Source organism: Janthinobacterium sp. 64 (genome assembly GCF_002813325.1).
Taxonomy (GTDB): domain Bacteria; phylum Pseudomonadota; class Gammaproteobacteria; order Burkholderiales; family Burkholderiaceae_D; genus Janthinobacterium.
Genome location: NZ_PHUG01000001.1, coordinates 77,751 through 91,737, shown reverse-complemented (window position 1 = coordinate 91,737; position 13,987 = coordinate 77,751). Strand labels below are relative to the sequence as shown.

The window sequence follows — 13,987 nt, the reverse complement described above, 5'->3', positions numbered from 1 at the left end:
TGAGTTGCTAAACTATATAAATCATTTAAACGATTTAAAAATCCTACCACACTACCCCCATCGTATGACAGCGGCGTGACAGGATTGTGACAAGAAGTCGCGCAGCGGCGACGTTTACGGCACGATGGTGGTGAACAGATAGACAGCGAAAATCACCAGGTGCACCGTGCCCTGCATGACTGTAGTGCGGCCCGTGCCCAGCGACAGGGTGGCCACCATCAGCGACAGCAGCAACAGCACCGTCGACTTGATGTCGAGTCCCAGGGTGATCGTCAGGCCCGTGGCCAGCGACACCACCACCACGGCGGGTATCGTCAGGCCGATGCTGGCCAGCGCGGAACCGAGCGCCAGGTTCAGGCTCGTTTGCAAGCGGTTGGCGCGCGCGGCGCGCACGGCGGCCAAGCCTTCGGGCAGCAGCACGATGGCGGCGATGACGATGCCGACCAGTGTCTTTGGCGCGCCCATGGCGGCAATCGCCGTCTCCAGCGCGGGCGCCAGCGACTTGGCCAGCAGCACCACGGCGCCCAGGCACACGAGCAGCGCGCCGGCGCTGACCCAGGCGACGGTGGGCGTGGGCGGCGCAGCATGTACCTCTTCGTCGCCGACGGCTTCCTTGGGCAGGAAGTAATCGCGGTGGCGCACCGTCTGCACCAGCACGAACGTGCCGTACAAGACCAGCGAGATGACGGCGATGAAAATGAGCTGGCTGGAGTTGTAGTACGGGCCGGCGGCGCTGGAGGTGTAGTTCGGCAGCACCAGGGTCAGAACGGCAATCGCCGCCAGGGTGGCCAGCGAAGCGCTCACACCCAGCAGGCCGAAGGTCTGCTCGCGGTGGCGCCCGGCGCCCAGCAGCAGACAGATGCCGACGATGCCGTTCAAAATGATCATGATGGCGGCAAACACGGTGTCGCGCGCCAGGCCCGTCGTTTCCGGTCCGCCGGCCAGCATCAGCGAGACGATCAGCGCCACCTCGATCAGGGTCACGGCCAGCGCCAGCACCAGGGTGCCATACGGTTCGCCGATGCGGTGCGCCACCACTTCCGCGTGGTACACGGCGGCCAGCACGCTGCCGATCAGGCCAGCCACCAGCAGTATCTGGTAGGCGCCGCCGACATTGAAGGTGGAACCGAACAGGAACAGCCAACCGGCAATCGGGGCGGCAAGCGGCCATACAGGCAGGGATTTGAGCATTTTCATTATGGGCCTGGCAAGAGTAAAAAAGGGGAACTGCGGTGCGGACAGCAAAGGACAACCAGGAAGCCTGGCGTGCACCCCACAGCATAACTTGCCTAGCTTAAATGAAAGTTAGAGTATGCACATGTTCGGCGTGCCGGCGGCCAGCATGGCCTGTCTGGTAACATGCCGTTGCAATTTTCTTGTCTTCTTGCTTGCCGCCGCCGTCATACTGCAGGGCAAGCCTTACCGGCACCGACCAGGGACAGACCATGATTTCAATAAACAACACGGCCATGCGCACCTTCCTCTTCGCCGGCAGCCTGCTGTGCGCCGCCGCACATGCGGACACGCCGCCAGCGCGCGAAGCGCAGGTGGACGCGAACTGGGCCACCCCGCCTGCGCCTGCCGTGGAGTCAAAGTGGCAAGACAGCCTGCCGCCCGCGCCACCGGTGTCGCCGCGCGAAGAAAAGATCCTGCCCAAGAGCGAATGGCTCACCGTCGAGCCGATGAAGGCGCCCGACCGGCGCTGCGATCCCGGCCTCGATGCCCTGTTCCTGCCCAAGGAATGCGGCAAGGAACCGAGCTGGCTGGGCTCGCGCAAAAAGTAAGCCGGTTCAAATATCCATGGTGCTGGCGCCCGGCGCCTCGACTACCCTGTTGCGGCCCGCCTGCTTGGCCGATTGCAGCGCTTCGTCCGCCCGTTTAAACAGGCTGACGGTGCTGTCTTCGGCGCGGATGGTGGTCACGCCCAGGCTGGCCGTCAGCTGCAGCACGGCGCGCTCCGTCTTGACGGGCAGCGCTTCGACGGCGGCGCGGATGCGCTCGGCCACCATCAGCGCATCGTCCAGGGTCGTGCGCGGCAGCTGGATGGCAAACTCGGCGCCGCCCAGGCGGCCCATCAGGTCGCTGTCGCGCAGTTGCTGGCGACACGTGTCGACGATGGTTTTCAGCACCGCATCGCCGACCGGATGGCCATAGCTGTCGTTGACTCTTTTGAAGTGGTCGATATTGAGCACCACCAGCGCCGTCGGCAAGCCGGGCCGGCGCGCCAGCGCCATCCACGGCGCCAGCGCCTGGTAAAAGCCGCGCCGGTTCGGCACGCCCGTGGCCGCATCGAGCACCTCCAGACGCGCCAGTTCACCGCCCAGCTTTTCACGCGACAGCAGCAAATAGCCGAAGGCGTTCGTCAGCATCATCAGGTACAGGGCGCCAAAACCGGCCAGCTGCAGCAGCTCCGCGTCAACATCGGGCACGACGGCAGCGAGCACGCCGCGCGCGGCGATCAGCAGCGACAGGAGGCCCATGCTGACGACGAGGAAGCGGCGCAGCATGCTCGCCTCGCGCCATTTGAGGCATAGCGCGGCCACGCCGGCGAGGAAGAATCCGGCCACGATCAGCGAACCGCCGGCACTGCGCAGCAGCGGCGCCACGTCAAACAGATAGCAGGCGGCAAACAGCGCCACCGACAAACCCAGCGCCGGCAGCATGCTGCGGCGCCAACCACTGCGCCCGGCCGCCTGCCACAGCGCGCCCGCGTCCAGCGCCATGCCGGCAAACAGCAAGCTGTTGCCCAGCAAGATGGAGAGAAAATCGGGCAGCACGCCGCGGAAATACAGCAAACACCAGGCCACGGCCTGGCACTGCTTGGCCACCGCCCAGGTAGACAGGCTGAGCGACTTCTTGCGCTCATACTCGAAGAAGAACAGGGCCGCGCACAGGCTCAGGTTGCCGAGCGCCAGGGCCAGTACCAGGGTCTTGATATCCATGGGCTACGCCGTCGCCGCGCAGGCGCGGCGCGCCAGGTCAGATTTCGTGTTCGACATTCGTGCTGCCGTCGCCGACCTTGCTGGCCCACGCCTGCACGAAATACTGTTTTTCCACGTCACTGGGCGCCTCATGCCAGAACACGATGAGGGTGCCCTTGTGGTCGTGGATCTGCGCCACTTTTTCAATGAATCCGAAGTTGGCGGCCACGTCGGCCAGCGCCGCCGCATAACCATACACGCGCGTCAGCCGCTCGATGCGGTCGGGCTCGGTAAAACTGTTCGTCGCGGTAATGATGGGGTGATCCAAAAACATGCTTGTCTCCATGGTGCCCGACTGCGCGGCCGTGCCGCCGCGCGTCATGTACATATGCATATACGCATGCTCGGCGCGGATTAATCGGGTATGCTCACGGGCAGCTTATCAGATTTCTCTGAATGCAACAAAGCATCTCCCCCAGTCCACTCAGCGAAGTCGTCCTATGCCGGATAGCAAATTACCCGCCGTGTGCGCGCCCCAGGTGCATACCTGTGGCGACCGGCGCCGCCTGGAATTCCAGCCAGGCATGATCCAGAGCGAAATGCTGCTGTCGCGCCCCGACCATCTGCTGCTGCGCTATGCGCGCGCCATGATGTGCTTCACCCTGTTCGTACCGCGTCCCCGGCACATCCTGATGGTGGGACTGGGCGGCGGCTCGCTGCTGAAATTCTGCCACCGCCACCTGCCCGAGGCGCGCATCACGGTGCTGGAACTGCGCGCCGACGTGATCGCCCTGCGCGAGCAGTTCATGCTGCCACCCGACGATGCGCGCCTGCGCATCATCGAAACGGACGCCGTCAGCTATATCCGCCAGCATCCGGGCTGCGCCGACGTGCTGCTGCTCGACGGCTACGACGAAACGGGCCTGCCACCCGCGCTGGGCAGCGCGCGCTTCTATGCGGACTGCCTGCGCGCCCTGCTGCCCGGCGGCGTGCTGGTCGCCAACCTGTTCAGTTATGACGAGCACTACCCTGCCATGCTGGCGCGCCTGATGCTCACCTTCCGCGGCGCCGTCTGCCACTTCGCCGGCATTGCCGGCAACAACCGCATCGTCTTCGCCGCCAGGCCAGACAAGCTCGGGGCGGGCCGTGCCCTGCGTGTCGTGCGCCTGGTGCGCTGGCGGCGCGTGTGCGGCCTGGGTTTCCTGAACCGCTGGCTGCCCGCATGGCAGTTGTGGCGCCTGCGCCGGCGGTCAGGCGCGGGCAGCGACTGAAAGTCGTCTTCCCCGGCCATAGATATTGTTGCTTATTGGCAGTAATTTGCTGCAAAATCAGCATGATGGATGTGGTTTATGACAAACTATGGCCTGCGCGGGGCCGGCAGGCGCCGCCGAATCCAAGTATCCATGAAGTGAGATAGGAAAAAACATGCTGCGTGGCCGCCTGCCATTGTCGATTTCTGCCGCGGCCGCGCTGACCCTTGCCTGCGGCGTCAGCATCACCGGCGTGCTGTTCGCCGCCATCAGCCAGCTCGAATACGACAAAATGAGCCTGAGTCTGCAGCAGCGCGCCGGCGCGCGCGTGGCCGCCATCGAGCAGGGACTCGACGACGCGGTCGAGGTGCTGACCACGACCAACCAGCTGTTTGCCGCCGTCGTACCGGTCACGCGCGAACAGTTCCACGACTTCACCACGCCGCTGCTGCAGCGCCACCCGTTCATCCAGGCCTTCAATTTCCACCGCATCGTGCCGCATGCGCAGCGCGCGGCATTCGAGGCCGGGCTGCGGCGCATCGTGCCCGACTACGCGATGACCGAAATGCACGACGGCGTCGTCGTGCCCGCGACAACGCGCGCCAGCTACCTGGTGGTCGATTACCTCGAACCCTTGCAGGGCAACGTCCCCGCCTTCGGCCTGAACGTCAGCCCGAACGGCGTGCTGGCGCGCGCGCTGGAACAGGCGATCATCAGCGGCCAGACCACCGCCACCGGCTTGCTGGCCCTGGCCCAGGGGCCACAGCAGGGCTTCGTCATCGTGCATCCCGTGTACCGCCACGGCGCGCCCCTGCAAACGGTGGCGCAACGGCGCGCGGCGCTGATCGGCGATACGGCGGCCATCGTCCGCGCCGGGGAACTGGTGCAGAAAATCCTCGCCGGCGCCGACCTGCTGGGCGACCCGCAGCTTGAACTGAGCGTCTACGCCGACGCTGAAGCCGACCCGCGCCAATTGATCTTCCGGCATGGCCAGGCGCCTGCCGCCGCAGCGGGCGACGCCTGGGAGTCGCTGCCACGCTGGCTGCGATTTGCCTATCACAGCCATTATGACCGGGCCTTCACGTCCGCCGGCCGGCCCTGGCATGTGCGCGTGGTGGCCCATCCGCGCCCTTTCCTGGCCGACCACCTGGGCTCATTGTTCACCCTGATCACGGGTTTGCTGTTCAGCGCGCTGACGGCCGCCTTCGTGCAATCGCTGACGCAGCGCTCGCGCCGCGTGCAGCTGCTGGTGGAACAGCGCACGGCCGACCTCAAGCGCAGCAATGAACTGCTCAGCGCCGACGTGCGGGCGCGCCAGCGCACGGAACGCGCCCTGCAGGAAAGCGAAAAGCGCTTCCGCCGCCTGCTGGCCCTGTCCTCGGACTGGTACTGGGAGCAGGATGCCAACTTCTGCTTCACCCACATCACCGGCGGCTTTACGGACAAGTCAAACATGCCGCTGGAACGCTTCATCGGCATGACGCGCTGGGACAACAACCCGGAGATGCGCAATTCGCGCTGGGGCAAGCAGCATATCGCCAACCTGGAAGCGCACCTGCCCTTTTCCAACCTCGAATATGCGATGAAAGACCGCGATGGCCAGCTGCGCTGGTTCAGCATCAATGGCGAACCGCTGTTCAACGAGCTGGGCGAATTTCACGGCTACCGGGGCACAGGGTCCGAAATCACGGAACGCAAGCTGGCCGAGCAGAAAATCCAGCACATCGCCCACCACGACGTGCTGACGGGCTTGCCCAACCGCGCCCTGCTGCGCGACCGCCTGGCGCAGGCCATGGCCCTGTCGCGCCGCAAGAACCGGGCCCTGTGGGTGCTGTTGATCGACCTCGACCGTTTCAAGTTCGTCAACGACAGCCTGGGCCACAAGGCCGGCGACCTGCTGCTGAAAACCATCGCCACGCGGCTGCAGGCCAGCCTGCGCGAAAGCGATACGGTGGCGCGCCTGTCGGGCGACGAATTCGTCGCCATCCTGTGCGAGCAGGCCGACGAAGTGCTCAGCGGCGCCATCGTGCAGCGCGTGATGGATGCCGTGGCGCAGCCGGTACTACTCGACGGCAAGGAATTTTTCGTCACCTGCAGCATCGGCGTGGCCGTGTACGACATGTCGCGCTACGACGCCCCCGGCGACGCGACCTTGCATGGCGAGACGCAGAACCTGATCGAGCAGGCCGACATCGCCATGTACTGCGCCAAGAAACAGGGCCGCAACAACATCAAGTTCTACACAACGGCCATGAACCAGGCCACGCTGGAACGCCTGCGCATCGAGACGGCGCTGCGCAACGCGCTCGAACGCGAGCAGTTCGTGCTGCATTACCAGCCGCAGGTGGACCTGGCCAGCGGACGCATCGTCGGCGTGGAAGCGCTGCTGCGCTGGCAGCACCCGGAACTGGGCATGGTGGCGCCGCAGCGCTTCATCGCGCTGGCCGAAGACACGGGCCTGATCGTGCCGATCGGCGCCTGGGTCATGCGCGAAGCGTGCGCGCAGGTGAAGCGCTGGCATGCGGCGGGACTCGACACCTTGCGCCTGGCCGTGAACCTGTCGGCGCGCCAGTTCAACGAGCCGAATCTGGTCGCCTCGATCGCCGAAGTGCTGCTGGAAACGGGCCTGCCGCCCGCCTGCCTGGAACTGGAACTGACGGAAAGCCTGTTCATGCACGACGTGGCGCTGGCCGTCAGCCAGTTGCACGACATGAAGGCGCTGGGGGTACAGCTGTCGATCGACGACTTCGGCACCGGCTATTCCAGCTTCGCCTACCTGCGCACCTTCCCCATCGACGTGCTGAAGATCGACCGCAGTTTCGTCGGCGACGTGGCGCGCGACGCGGACGACGCGGCCATCGTCGTCTCCATCATCGCCCTGGCGCACAATCTGAAGCTGCGCGTGGTGGCCGAAGGCGTGGAAACGGCGGAACAGCTGGACTACCTGCGCCAGCACGGCTGCGACGAAGCGCAAGGCTATTACTTCAGCCACCCGCTGCCGGCGCACGAGGTGGAAGCGCTGCTGCGGGCGGCCATCCACGATACCGGCGCCCTGGCCTGAGCGTACGGCGCGGGCCTTACAGCTTCTGCTGCAGGAATTCGAGGAAGCAGCTGATGCGCTGCGCCAGCTGCGTATTGCGGTAGTAGACGGCGTGGATCTGCTGCCGGTAGCCCGTATAAAACGGCTGCAGCACCTGCACCAGGCGGCCGGCCGCGATGTCGTCCTTTGTCATGAAGTCGGACAGGCAGACGATGCCCTGGTCGTGCAGGGCCAGCTGGCGCAGGGTTTCGCCGCTGGAAGCGGCCAGCGCGGGCACGATCTGCAGGCTGTTGCCCGCTTCGTGGCGCAGCGGCCAGTTATTCCCCAGTTCATATTGCGCAAAGCCCAGCAGCGCATGGCCGGACAGCGCTTCCGGCGTGGCGGGCGTGCCGTGGCGCGCCAGGTAGGCGGGCGTGGCCAGCACGTGCAGCGGGCTGGCACTGAGCGGGCGCGCATGCAGGGTCGAGTCGACCAGAGCGCCGATGCGGATGGCGATGTCGGTGCGGTGCTCGAGCAGGTCGGCGATCTGGTCGTTGCTGGTCAGCTCCAGGCGGATGTCCGGGTACATGGCGCGAAACTCGGCCACGTGGGGCACCACGCAATGGAGCATGAAGGGCGAGGCGGCATCGACGGACAGGCGCCCGGCCGGCTTCTGGCGGCGGATGCGGATCGATTCCTCCACATCCTCCATCGAAGCGAGGATGGCGCGCGCCTTGTCGAGGAACAGCTGCCCCTCTTCCGTCAGCTCCATGCGCCGCGTGGTGCGCGTCAACAGCGAGGTGGCCAGCTTGTCTTCCAGGCGCGACAGGGCGCGGCTGACGCCCGAGGTGGTTTGCCCCAGGTGCACGGCGGCCGCGCTCAGGGTGCCGCTGTCGATGACGGTGACGAAGATTTTCAGGTCGTCCGAGTTGATGTCCATTCTTGCCCTTGTTTCACAGATCGGGGCATTATAATGGAATCACGGCAACAGTGAGGGCGAGCGGCTACGTCAGGCAACGTAGAACAAAATGGCGATAAAATGACAGCTACTGCCGGCCAGCACGAACAGGTGCCAGATGCCGTGGCCATGGCGCAGCTTGTGGTCGGTGGCGTAGAAAGCGATGCCGCCCGTGTAGCACAGCCCGCCCGCCACCAGCCACAGGAAACCGTTCCACTCGAGCGCCGCCAAGAGCGGCTTGATGCCGATGACGATCAGCCAGCCCATGGCCACGTATATCACCAGCGACAATATGCGCGCGCCTTTCGCGTACACATATTCCTGCACGATGCCAAACAGGGCCAGGCTCCAGACGACGCCGAACAGCGACCAGCCCCACGGCCCGCGCAGGGTCACCAGCATGAACGGTGTATAGGTTCCCGCGATGAGCAGATAGATGGCGCAGTGGTCGAGGCGCTGCAGCACGGCCTTGGCCTTGCCGCGCACGCTGTGGTACAGGGTGGACGTGAGGTACAAGGTCAGCAGCATGACCGCATACACGCTGCAGCTGACAATTTTCCACGGGTCGCCCGTGCGGGCCGCCGCGACGATCAGGATGACACCACCGATGGCCGCCAGCGCGGCGCCCACCACATGGGAAATGCTGTTGAAGCGTTCGCCGTGGTACATGCTTAACACCGCTTTGCCAAGACGCAACAGACACCCGGGGTCAGACCCGTCGGGTCTGACCCCAGCCTTACGCTGCGGGTTTCAATCAAGCGTCTTCCGCCTTCTTGCGTGCAGGACGGCGTGCAGGCGTCTTGCGCGGCGCCTTGGCCGGCTTGTCTTCAACGACAGGAGCGACTTCCACCGGCGCAGGCTCGATGACTTCCACTACCGCCTCAGCCGCCTTCTTGGCCGGCTTCTTCGCCGCTGCCGCCTTGCGGGCCGGCGTGCGCGGCTTGGCCTTCGGCTTGGCTTCCACTACCGGCTCAGGCACAGGCTCAGGCATGGCTTCCACCACCGGCGCTACCTCGACTTCGACAACTTCGGCGCGCGCTTCACGGGCGCCATCGCCATTCTTGCGGCCGCCACGGCCATTGCGGCGCGAACCGCGCTTGGCGTTGCCTTCCTCGGCTACCGCTTCGGCCACCTCGTGCAGCACTTCCGGCTGCGGCGCCGGCGCATACTGCTCGATGACAGCCGATTCGGCCTCGGCCACGGGCACGAAGGCCTGTGGCGCGGACTCGCTGCGGCGCTGCTCGTTCTGCTTGCGGCCGCCACGGCCATTGCGGCGCGAATCGCGGCGGCTGCCGCCTTCGCGGCCGTTGCCCTCTTCCGCCGTCGCGCCGGTGTCGCCGGTGACGATGGCTTCGCTGGCGACTTCCCCGTTCACGGGCGCGGCGACAGGCACCAGGCCGCTGCTGCGATAGACGTACGCGCCCGATTTTTCATCGCGGCCAAATTCCAGCAAGCCGCGCGTCTGCGCTTCTTCCAGCAGGTTGCCGAAGGTGCGGAAACCGTAATACGACTCGCTGAAGTCGGGCTTGCGGCGCTTGATCGCTTCTTTCAGCATCGAGGCCCAGATCTTGCCGCTGTCGCCACGTTCGGACACCAGCGCATCGAAGGTGGCAACGGCCATCTCGATCGCTTCCGTCTTGCGCGACTCGTATTTTTCCTTGCGGCGCACTTCTTCGTCGGGCGAACGCTTGGCGGCCGGGGTTTCGCGCGCGTCGCGCTTGGCGGCCGTGCGGCGGCTCTCGCGCACCAGGTCATCGTAGAAAATGAATTCGTCGCAGTTCGCCACCAGCAGGTCGGAAGTCGACTGCTTCACGCCCACGCCGATCACCTGCTTGGCGTTTTCGCGCAGTTTCGACACGAGAGGCGAAAAATCGGAATCGCCACTGATGATGACGAAGGTGTTGACGTGGGCCTTGGTGTAGCACAGGTCCAGTGCATCGACCACCAGGCGGATGTCGGCCGAATTCTTGCCGGACTGGCGCACGTGGGGAATTTCGATCAGTTCGAAGTTCGCCTCATGCATGGTGCCCTTGAAACTTTTATAACGGTCCCAGTCGCAATATGCCTTCTTGACAACGATGCTGCCCTTGAGCAGCAAGCGTTCGAGGATGGGCTTGATATCGAATTTTTCGTAATTTGCATCTCGCACGCCGAGCGCGACGTTCTCGAAGTCGCAAAACACGGCCATGCTGAGGTTTTCTGGGGATGACGCCATAAGGGTGAATTCTCGCTGATGATAAGGGCGGACGGGAAGCGCAACGCCTCCCTTTTCCCCTAGTATATTCGCCCATCCCCCGTTTCGGCGACAACTATCGTGCGCGGCAGCCTATTGCGCACCGCCGGCGGCGCTCGCGCCCGGCCAAACAACGCTTTCATCGACCGAATACAACTGGCACGGCAGGCTGCTGCGCCGCTGGCACGAAGCGAGCGCGCGCACGTCGGGGCTTTCGCCCTCCTCGGCCCAGCCCCAGGCGCCGCTGGCCGACAGGGCAAAGGCGCGCGGCGCGGTTTTCTCCAGGAAGTCGCGGTAGGCCGCGCGGCCCTGCTCTTCCAGATACGGCACGGCGGCGATATCGTCCTGCGGCGCGAAATGCGTGGCCGGCGGCGACGGCGCATCAGACACGCGGTAGACCTGGCGCACCGGCATGCCGATTTTCTGCAGGAAGCGCTCCGTGGCGGGCAGCCACACGGCCACCCCATCGCGGCTGCCCAGAGTCAGGTGGGCGTCGCGCTTGAACGGGCCATACGCGACCAGTTCCGCCTGCCCGCCGGAACCCGTGAAAGAGCGAAACAGGCGCCGCGCCAGCGCCGGCCCGAAATACGAGTCGTTGGCGCCATACAGCCACAGACTGGGAATGTGATTGTAGGCGCCCATCGTGGCGAAGGACTTGGCCAGCGCCGCTTGCCAGTCGCAGCCGGGCATGTCAACGCGCAGGCCGCCGGAAAAATTGAGCACACCGCGCACGCCGGGCACCACCCGCGTGGCCAGCGCCAGCGCCGCCATGCCGCCATACGACTGGCCCGCGACGACGATGCGTTGCGGGTCGACCCAGCTCTGGCGGCGCGCATATGCGAGCGCGGCCAGCATGTCGCGCGCCTGGCCTTGGGCGTTGCCCAGCATGTCGCAGCCGACATCGCGGTAGGCGCCCGTGGAACGGGCAAAGCCGGCGCGCATGGGCAGCATTACGGCATAGCCGCGGCGCACGAATTCCGTGGCCATATAGATGAAGCGCTCGCGCTGCTGCAGCCGGGCCGGGCCGGCCTGCTTGCCATGATTCATCAGCAGCAAGGGAAACGGGCCGGGGCCGGCGGGCCGGAACAGCGTCGTTTCCAGCGTTTCGCGCAAGCCGTCGCCGGCCGGCAGCATGATGACTTGCTCGTTCAGGCGCGCATCGAGCGGCAACCGCGAGGAAACAAGCTGGGCTTTCAGGGGCAGGCAAGGCAGACTGAGCAGCAAACCCAGGCAAATGGGGCGAAGCAGGTGGAAAATGGCGGACTCCGTGGATGACTTCCCTGCCAGTCTAGACAGTGAAATGCCACAGAACAATATAAAAAAATTACGTGATGCACATATTTTTTGAGGCAAGCATCATCAGCCACTTTTCCCGCTGAAAGGAGTAAACTGGGCGTATTCTGAAGGAGTCGCCATGTCCATCTCCGCCCTCACCACCGGTACCTCGGGGCTGACCGCCAACCAGCGCGCGCTGGATGTGTCCGCCAACAATATCGCCAATGCAAATACGCCGGGCTTCCAGCCGCAACAAGCCCAGTTCCAGGAAGCCAGCCCGGCCGGCACAGGCGTGACGCTCTCCGTCGAAGGGCGCAAGCTGGCCGCCAGCGAAAGCGTCAGCGGCGCCAATGCGAATGCGGCCAAGGCAGCCGAAAGCCGGCCGAACGGCGTCGGTCTGGCGTCCGAACTGACGGACAACCTCGTCTACAAAGCCGGTTTTAATTTGTCGGCGAATGTCGTCAAGGCGGCCGACCAGGCGCTGGGCAGCCTGATCGACGTCAAGACATAAACCTGCGACTATCTACAAGGTAGCCTGGGAGGCCAGCGCCAGCGGCGCCATCGCCGGCTGAATCAACGCCAGCAGCCGTTCGGCCGGGATGCCGTCGCGCGCCTGCACCGACAAGCCATGCAGCAGCGCCGCATAATAGTCGCCCAGCGCCTGCACGTCCGCGTCTCCCTTTAATTCCCCTGCCAGCTGCGCCGCGCGCAGGCGCTCGATGACGGCCTGCGTGCGCGCGCGGCGGTGCTGCGCCAGCCAGTCGGCGATGCCCGCGTTGTCCGCGCTCGTGTTCGTGGCGGCCGTGACCACCATGCAGCCTTGCGGCTGGCCGCTGCGCGTGTACAGCCGCACGGCTTCTTCCAGCATGCGCGCCACCGCGTCGCGCACATTCAGGCTGGCGGCCAGCGCGTGCACGGCAAATGCGCCCTCGCCCGTCTCATACAGTTCCACGGCTTCGCGGAACAGCTGCTCCTTCGAGCCGAACGCCGCATAGATGCGCGCCGAGGCGATGCCCAGCGCCGCCACCAGGTCGGCCATCGACACGCCTTCGTAGCCGCGCGTCCAGAACGCGTCGCGCGCTTTTTCCAGCGCCAGCGCGCGGTCAAATTCCCTCGGTCTTCCTGCCATTTTCATCCTCTGCTTACGAACTGGCGGCCAGTATAACGCCTGGCGTGCCACCCGCCTTCGCGATTTATTTTGCATGACCGCCTTGACCGAACAGAAAATTTCGCCTATTCTTTGTCGATCGACAAACAATAGGAGCCGATATGAAAACCATCCAAGGACCGAGCCTGCACCTGGCCCAATTCGCCGCCGACACGGCGCCCTTCAACACCCTGCCCGCCATCGCCGAGTGGGCGGCCGGCATGGGCTTCAAGGCCCTGCAGATTCCCGCCTGGGATGCGCGCCTGTTCGACGTGGCACAGGCCGCGCACAGCCAGCAATACTGCGACGACCTGGTCGCCATGCTGGCCGGCCATGGCCTCGTCATCAGCGAACTGACGACGCACATCCTCGGCCAGCTGGTAGCCGTGCACCCGGCCTACGACGCACTGTGCGACAGCTTCGCGCCGGAACACCTGCACGGCCAGCCGGCCGCGCGCACCGAGTGGGCCATCGAACAAGTCAAGCTGGCGGCCATGGCCTCGAAGCGCCTGGGCCTGACCGACATGGGCACGTTTTCCGGGTCCTTCGCCTGGCCATATTTATTCCCGTTCCCGCAGCGCCCGCCCGGCCTGATCGAAACGGCCTTCGATGAACTGGCGCGCCGCTGGCTGCCCATCCTCGACGTGTGCGAAGAACAGGGCGTCAACCTGTGCTACGAAATCCACCCCAGCGAAGACCTGCATGACGGCATCAGCTTCGAGATGTTCTACGAGCGCGTAGGCCGCCACCCGCGCTGCAAGATGCTGTTCGACCCCAGCCACTTCGTGCTGCAACAGCTGAACTACCTGGAATTCATCGACATCTACAAGGACCATATCCGCATGTTCCATGTGAAGGATGCGGAGTTCAATCCGACGGGGCGGCAAGGCATTTACGGCGGCTACCAGTCATGGGAAAACCGCGCCGGGCGCTTCCGTTCGCTCGGCGATGGCCAGGTCGATTTCAAGGCGATTTTTTCCAAGATGGCGCAAAACGACTACGCGGGCTGGGCCACGCTGGAATGGGAGTGCTGCCTGAAGGACCAGGAAGTGGGCGCGCGCGAAGGCGTGGCCTTCATCAATGCCCACATCATTGCCGTCACGGACAAGATCTTCGACGACTTCGCCGGCGCCCCCGTCAGCGCGCAGCAGATCCATCAATTGCTGGGCATCCAGCACAACTAA

General features: G+C 64.9%; 14 protein-coding genes. 5 read left to right on the top strand and 9 right to left on the bottom strand.

From position 1 onward, the window contains the following. Positions 1-114: 114 nt before the first annotated feature. Positions 115-1,197 (bottom strand): calcium:proton antiporter, encoded by a 1,083-nt coding sequence (locus tag CLU91_RS00475; RefSeq protein WP_100872516.1) that lies wholly within the window; start codon positions 1,195-1,197, stop codon positions 115-117. A 97-nt stretch (positions 1,198-1,294) separates the two neighbouring features. After that, positions 1,295-1,471, bottom strand: a complete 177-nt coding sequence (locus CLU91_RS27675; protein ID WP_157814523.1) for a hypothetical protein — start codon at positions 1,469-1,471, stop codon at positions 1,295-1,297. Here CLU91_RS27675 and CLU91_RS00470 point away from each other — a divergent pair. Next, positions 1,470-1,784 (top strand): hypothetical protein, encoded by a 315-nt coding sequence (locus CLU91_RS00470; RefSeq protein ID WP_100872515.1) that lies wholly within the window; start codon positions 1,470-1,472, stop codon positions 1,782-1,784. The two genes, CLU91_RS27675 and CLU91_RS00470, sit on opposite strands and share 2 nt — an antisense overlap. A 6-nt stretch (positions 1,785-1,790) precedes the next feature. Here the strand turns inward: CLU91_RS00470 and CLU91_RS00465 are convergent, their stop codons facing one another. After that, complete coding sequence (locus CLU91_RS00465) at positions 1,791-2,942, bottom strand: GGDEF domain-containing protein (protein WP_100872514.1); 1,152 nt, start codon at positions 2,940-2,942, stop codon at positions 1,791-1,793. A gap of 37 nt (positions 2,943-2,979) precedes the next feature. Next, the gene (locus CLU91_RS00460) at positions 2,980-3,255 is read right to left on the bottom strand and encodes a hypothetical protein (protein WP_099764178.1); all 276 of its coding nucleotides are present in this window, start codon (positions 3,253-3,255) and stop codon (positions 2,980-2,982) included. A 166-nt stretch (positions 3,256-3,421) separates the two neighbouring features. On the opposite strand from CLU91_RS00460, the gene CLU91_RS00455 reads away from it, so the two are divergent. Both CLU91_RS00455 and CLU91_RS00450 read left to right on the top strand, forming a co-directional pair. Beyond that, complete coding sequence (locus CLU91_RS00455) at positions 3,422-4,192, top strand: transferase spermidine synthase (RefSeq protein ID WP_100872513.1); 771 nt, start codon at positions 3,422-3,424, stop codon at positions 4,190-4,192. Between the two features lie 154 nt (positions 4,193-4,346). Beyond that, positions 4,347-7,232: a bifunctional diguanylate cyclase/phosphodiesterase gene (locus CLU91_RS00450; protein WP_100872512.1), complete on the top strand. Its 2,886-nt coding sequence runs from the start codon at positions 4,347-4,349 to the stop codon at positions 7,230-7,232. Positions 7,233-7,248: 16 nt separating this feature from the next. Here the strand turns inward: CLU91_RS00450 and CLU91_RS00445 are convergent, their stop codons facing one another. From CLU91_RS00445 to CLU91_RS00430, 4 genes are all read right to left on the bottom strand, one after another. Then, positions 7,249-8,130: a LysR family transcriptional regulator gene (locus CLU91_RS00445; protein WP_100872511.1), complete on the bottom strand. Its 882-nt coding sequence runs from the start codon at positions 8,128-8,130 to the stop codon at positions 7,249-7,251. Between the two features lie 69 nt (positions 8,131-8,199). Next, entirely contained in the window at positions 8,200-8,817 is a 618-nt protein-coding gene (trhA, locus tag CLU91_RS00440; RefSeq protein WP_100872510.1) for a PAQR family membrane homeostasis protein TrhA, read from the bottom strand. A gap of 85 nt (positions 8,818-8,902) precedes the next feature. After that, positions 8,903-10,363 carry an NYN domain-containing protein gene (locus CLU91_RS00435; protein WP_198521195.1) on the bottom strand — a complete coding sequence of 487 codons (1,461 nt, stop codon included), beginning with the start codon at positions 10,361-10,363 and terminating at the stop codon, positions 8,903-8,905. Positions 10,364-10,474: 111 nt separating this feature from the next. After that, positions 10,475-11,605, bottom strand: coding sequence for a dienelactone hydrolase family protein (locus CLU91_RS00430; RefSeq protein ID WP_232730568.1), 1,131 nt, complete (start codon positions 11,603-11,605; stop codon positions 10,475-10,477). 190 nt (positions 11,606-11,795) lie between these two features. Between CLU91_RS00430 and CLU91_RS00425 the strand changes: the two genes are divergently transcribed. Next, positions 11,796-12,167 carry a flagellar basal body protein gene (locus CLU91_RS00425; protein WP_100872508.1) on the top strand — a complete coding sequence of 124 codons (372 nt, stop codon included), beginning with the start codon at positions 11,796-11,798 and terminating at the stop codon, positions 12,165-12,167. Between the two features lie 12 nt (positions 12,168-12,179). Here CLU91_RS00425 and CLU91_RS00420 read toward each other — a convergent pair whose 3' ends face one another. After that, positions 12,180-12,785, bottom strand: coding sequence for a TetR/AcrR family transcriptional regulator (locus CLU91_RS00420; protein WP_100872507.1), 606 nt, complete (start codon positions 12,783-12,785; stop codon positions 12,180-12,182). Between the two features lie 140 nt (positions 12,786-12,925). Between CLU91_RS00420 and CLU91_RS00415 the strand changes: the two genes are divergently transcribed. Beyond that, positions 12,926-13,987 carry a sugar phosphate isomerase/epimerase family protein gene (locus CLU91_RS00415; RefSeq protein ID WP_100872506.1) on the top strand — a complete coding sequence of 354 codons (1,062 nt, stop codon included), beginning with the start codon at positions 12,926-12,928 and terminating at the stop codon, positions 13,985-13,987.

Coding starts and splice junctions, on each gene's coding strand:
- CLU91_RS00415 (WP_100872506.1), top strand. CDS start 12,926: ATGAAAACCATCCAAGGACCGAGCCTGCACCTGGCCCAATTCGCCGCC.
- CLU91_RS27675 (WP_157814523.1), bottom strand. CDS start 1,471: ATGGCCGTGTTGTTTATTGAAATCATGGTCTGTCCCTGGTCGGTGCCG.
- trhA (WP_100872510.1), bottom strand. CDS start 8,817: ATGTACCACGGCGAACGCTTCAACAGCATTTCCCATGTGGTGGGCGCC.
- CLU91_RS00455 (WP_100872513.1), top strand. CDS start 3,422: ATGCCGGATAGCAAATTACCCGCCGTGTGCGCGCCCCAGGTGCATACC.
- CLU91_RS00450 (WP_100872512.1), top strand. CDS start 4,347: ATGCTGCGTGGCCGCCTGCCATTGTCGATTTCTGCCGCGGCCGCGCTG.
- CLU91_RS00470 (WP_100872515.1), top strand. CDS start 1,470: ATGCGCACCTTCCTCTTCGCCGGCAGCCTGCTGTGCGCCGCCGCACAT.
- CLU91_RS00475 (WP_100872516.1), bottom strand. CDS start 1,197: ATGAAAATGCTCAAATCCCTGCCTGTATGGCCGCTTGCCGCCCCGATT.
- CLU91_RS00435 (WP_198521195.1), bottom strand. CDS start 10,363: ATGGCGTCATCCCCAGAAAACCTCAGCATGGCCGTGTTTTGCGACTTC.
- CLU91_RS00445 (WP_100872511.1), bottom strand. CDS start 8,130: ATGGACATCAACTCGGACGACCTGAAAATCTTCGTCACCGTCATCGAC.
- CLU91_RS00460 (WP_099764178.1), bottom strand. CDS start 3,255: ATGTTTTTGGATCACCCCATCATTACCGCGACGAACAGTTTTACCGAG.
- CLU91_RS00465 (WP_100872514.1), bottom strand. CDS start 2,942: ATGGATATCAAGACCCTGGTACTGGCCCTGGCGCTCGGCAACCTGAGC.
- CLU91_RS00420 (WP_100872507.1), bottom strand. CDS start 12,785: ATGGCAGGAAGACCGAGGGAATTTGACCGCGCGCTGGCGCTGGAAAAA.
- CLU91_RS00425 (WP_100872508.1), top strand. CDS start 11,796: ATGTCCATCTCCGCCCTCACCACCGGTACCTCGGGGCTGACCGCCAAC.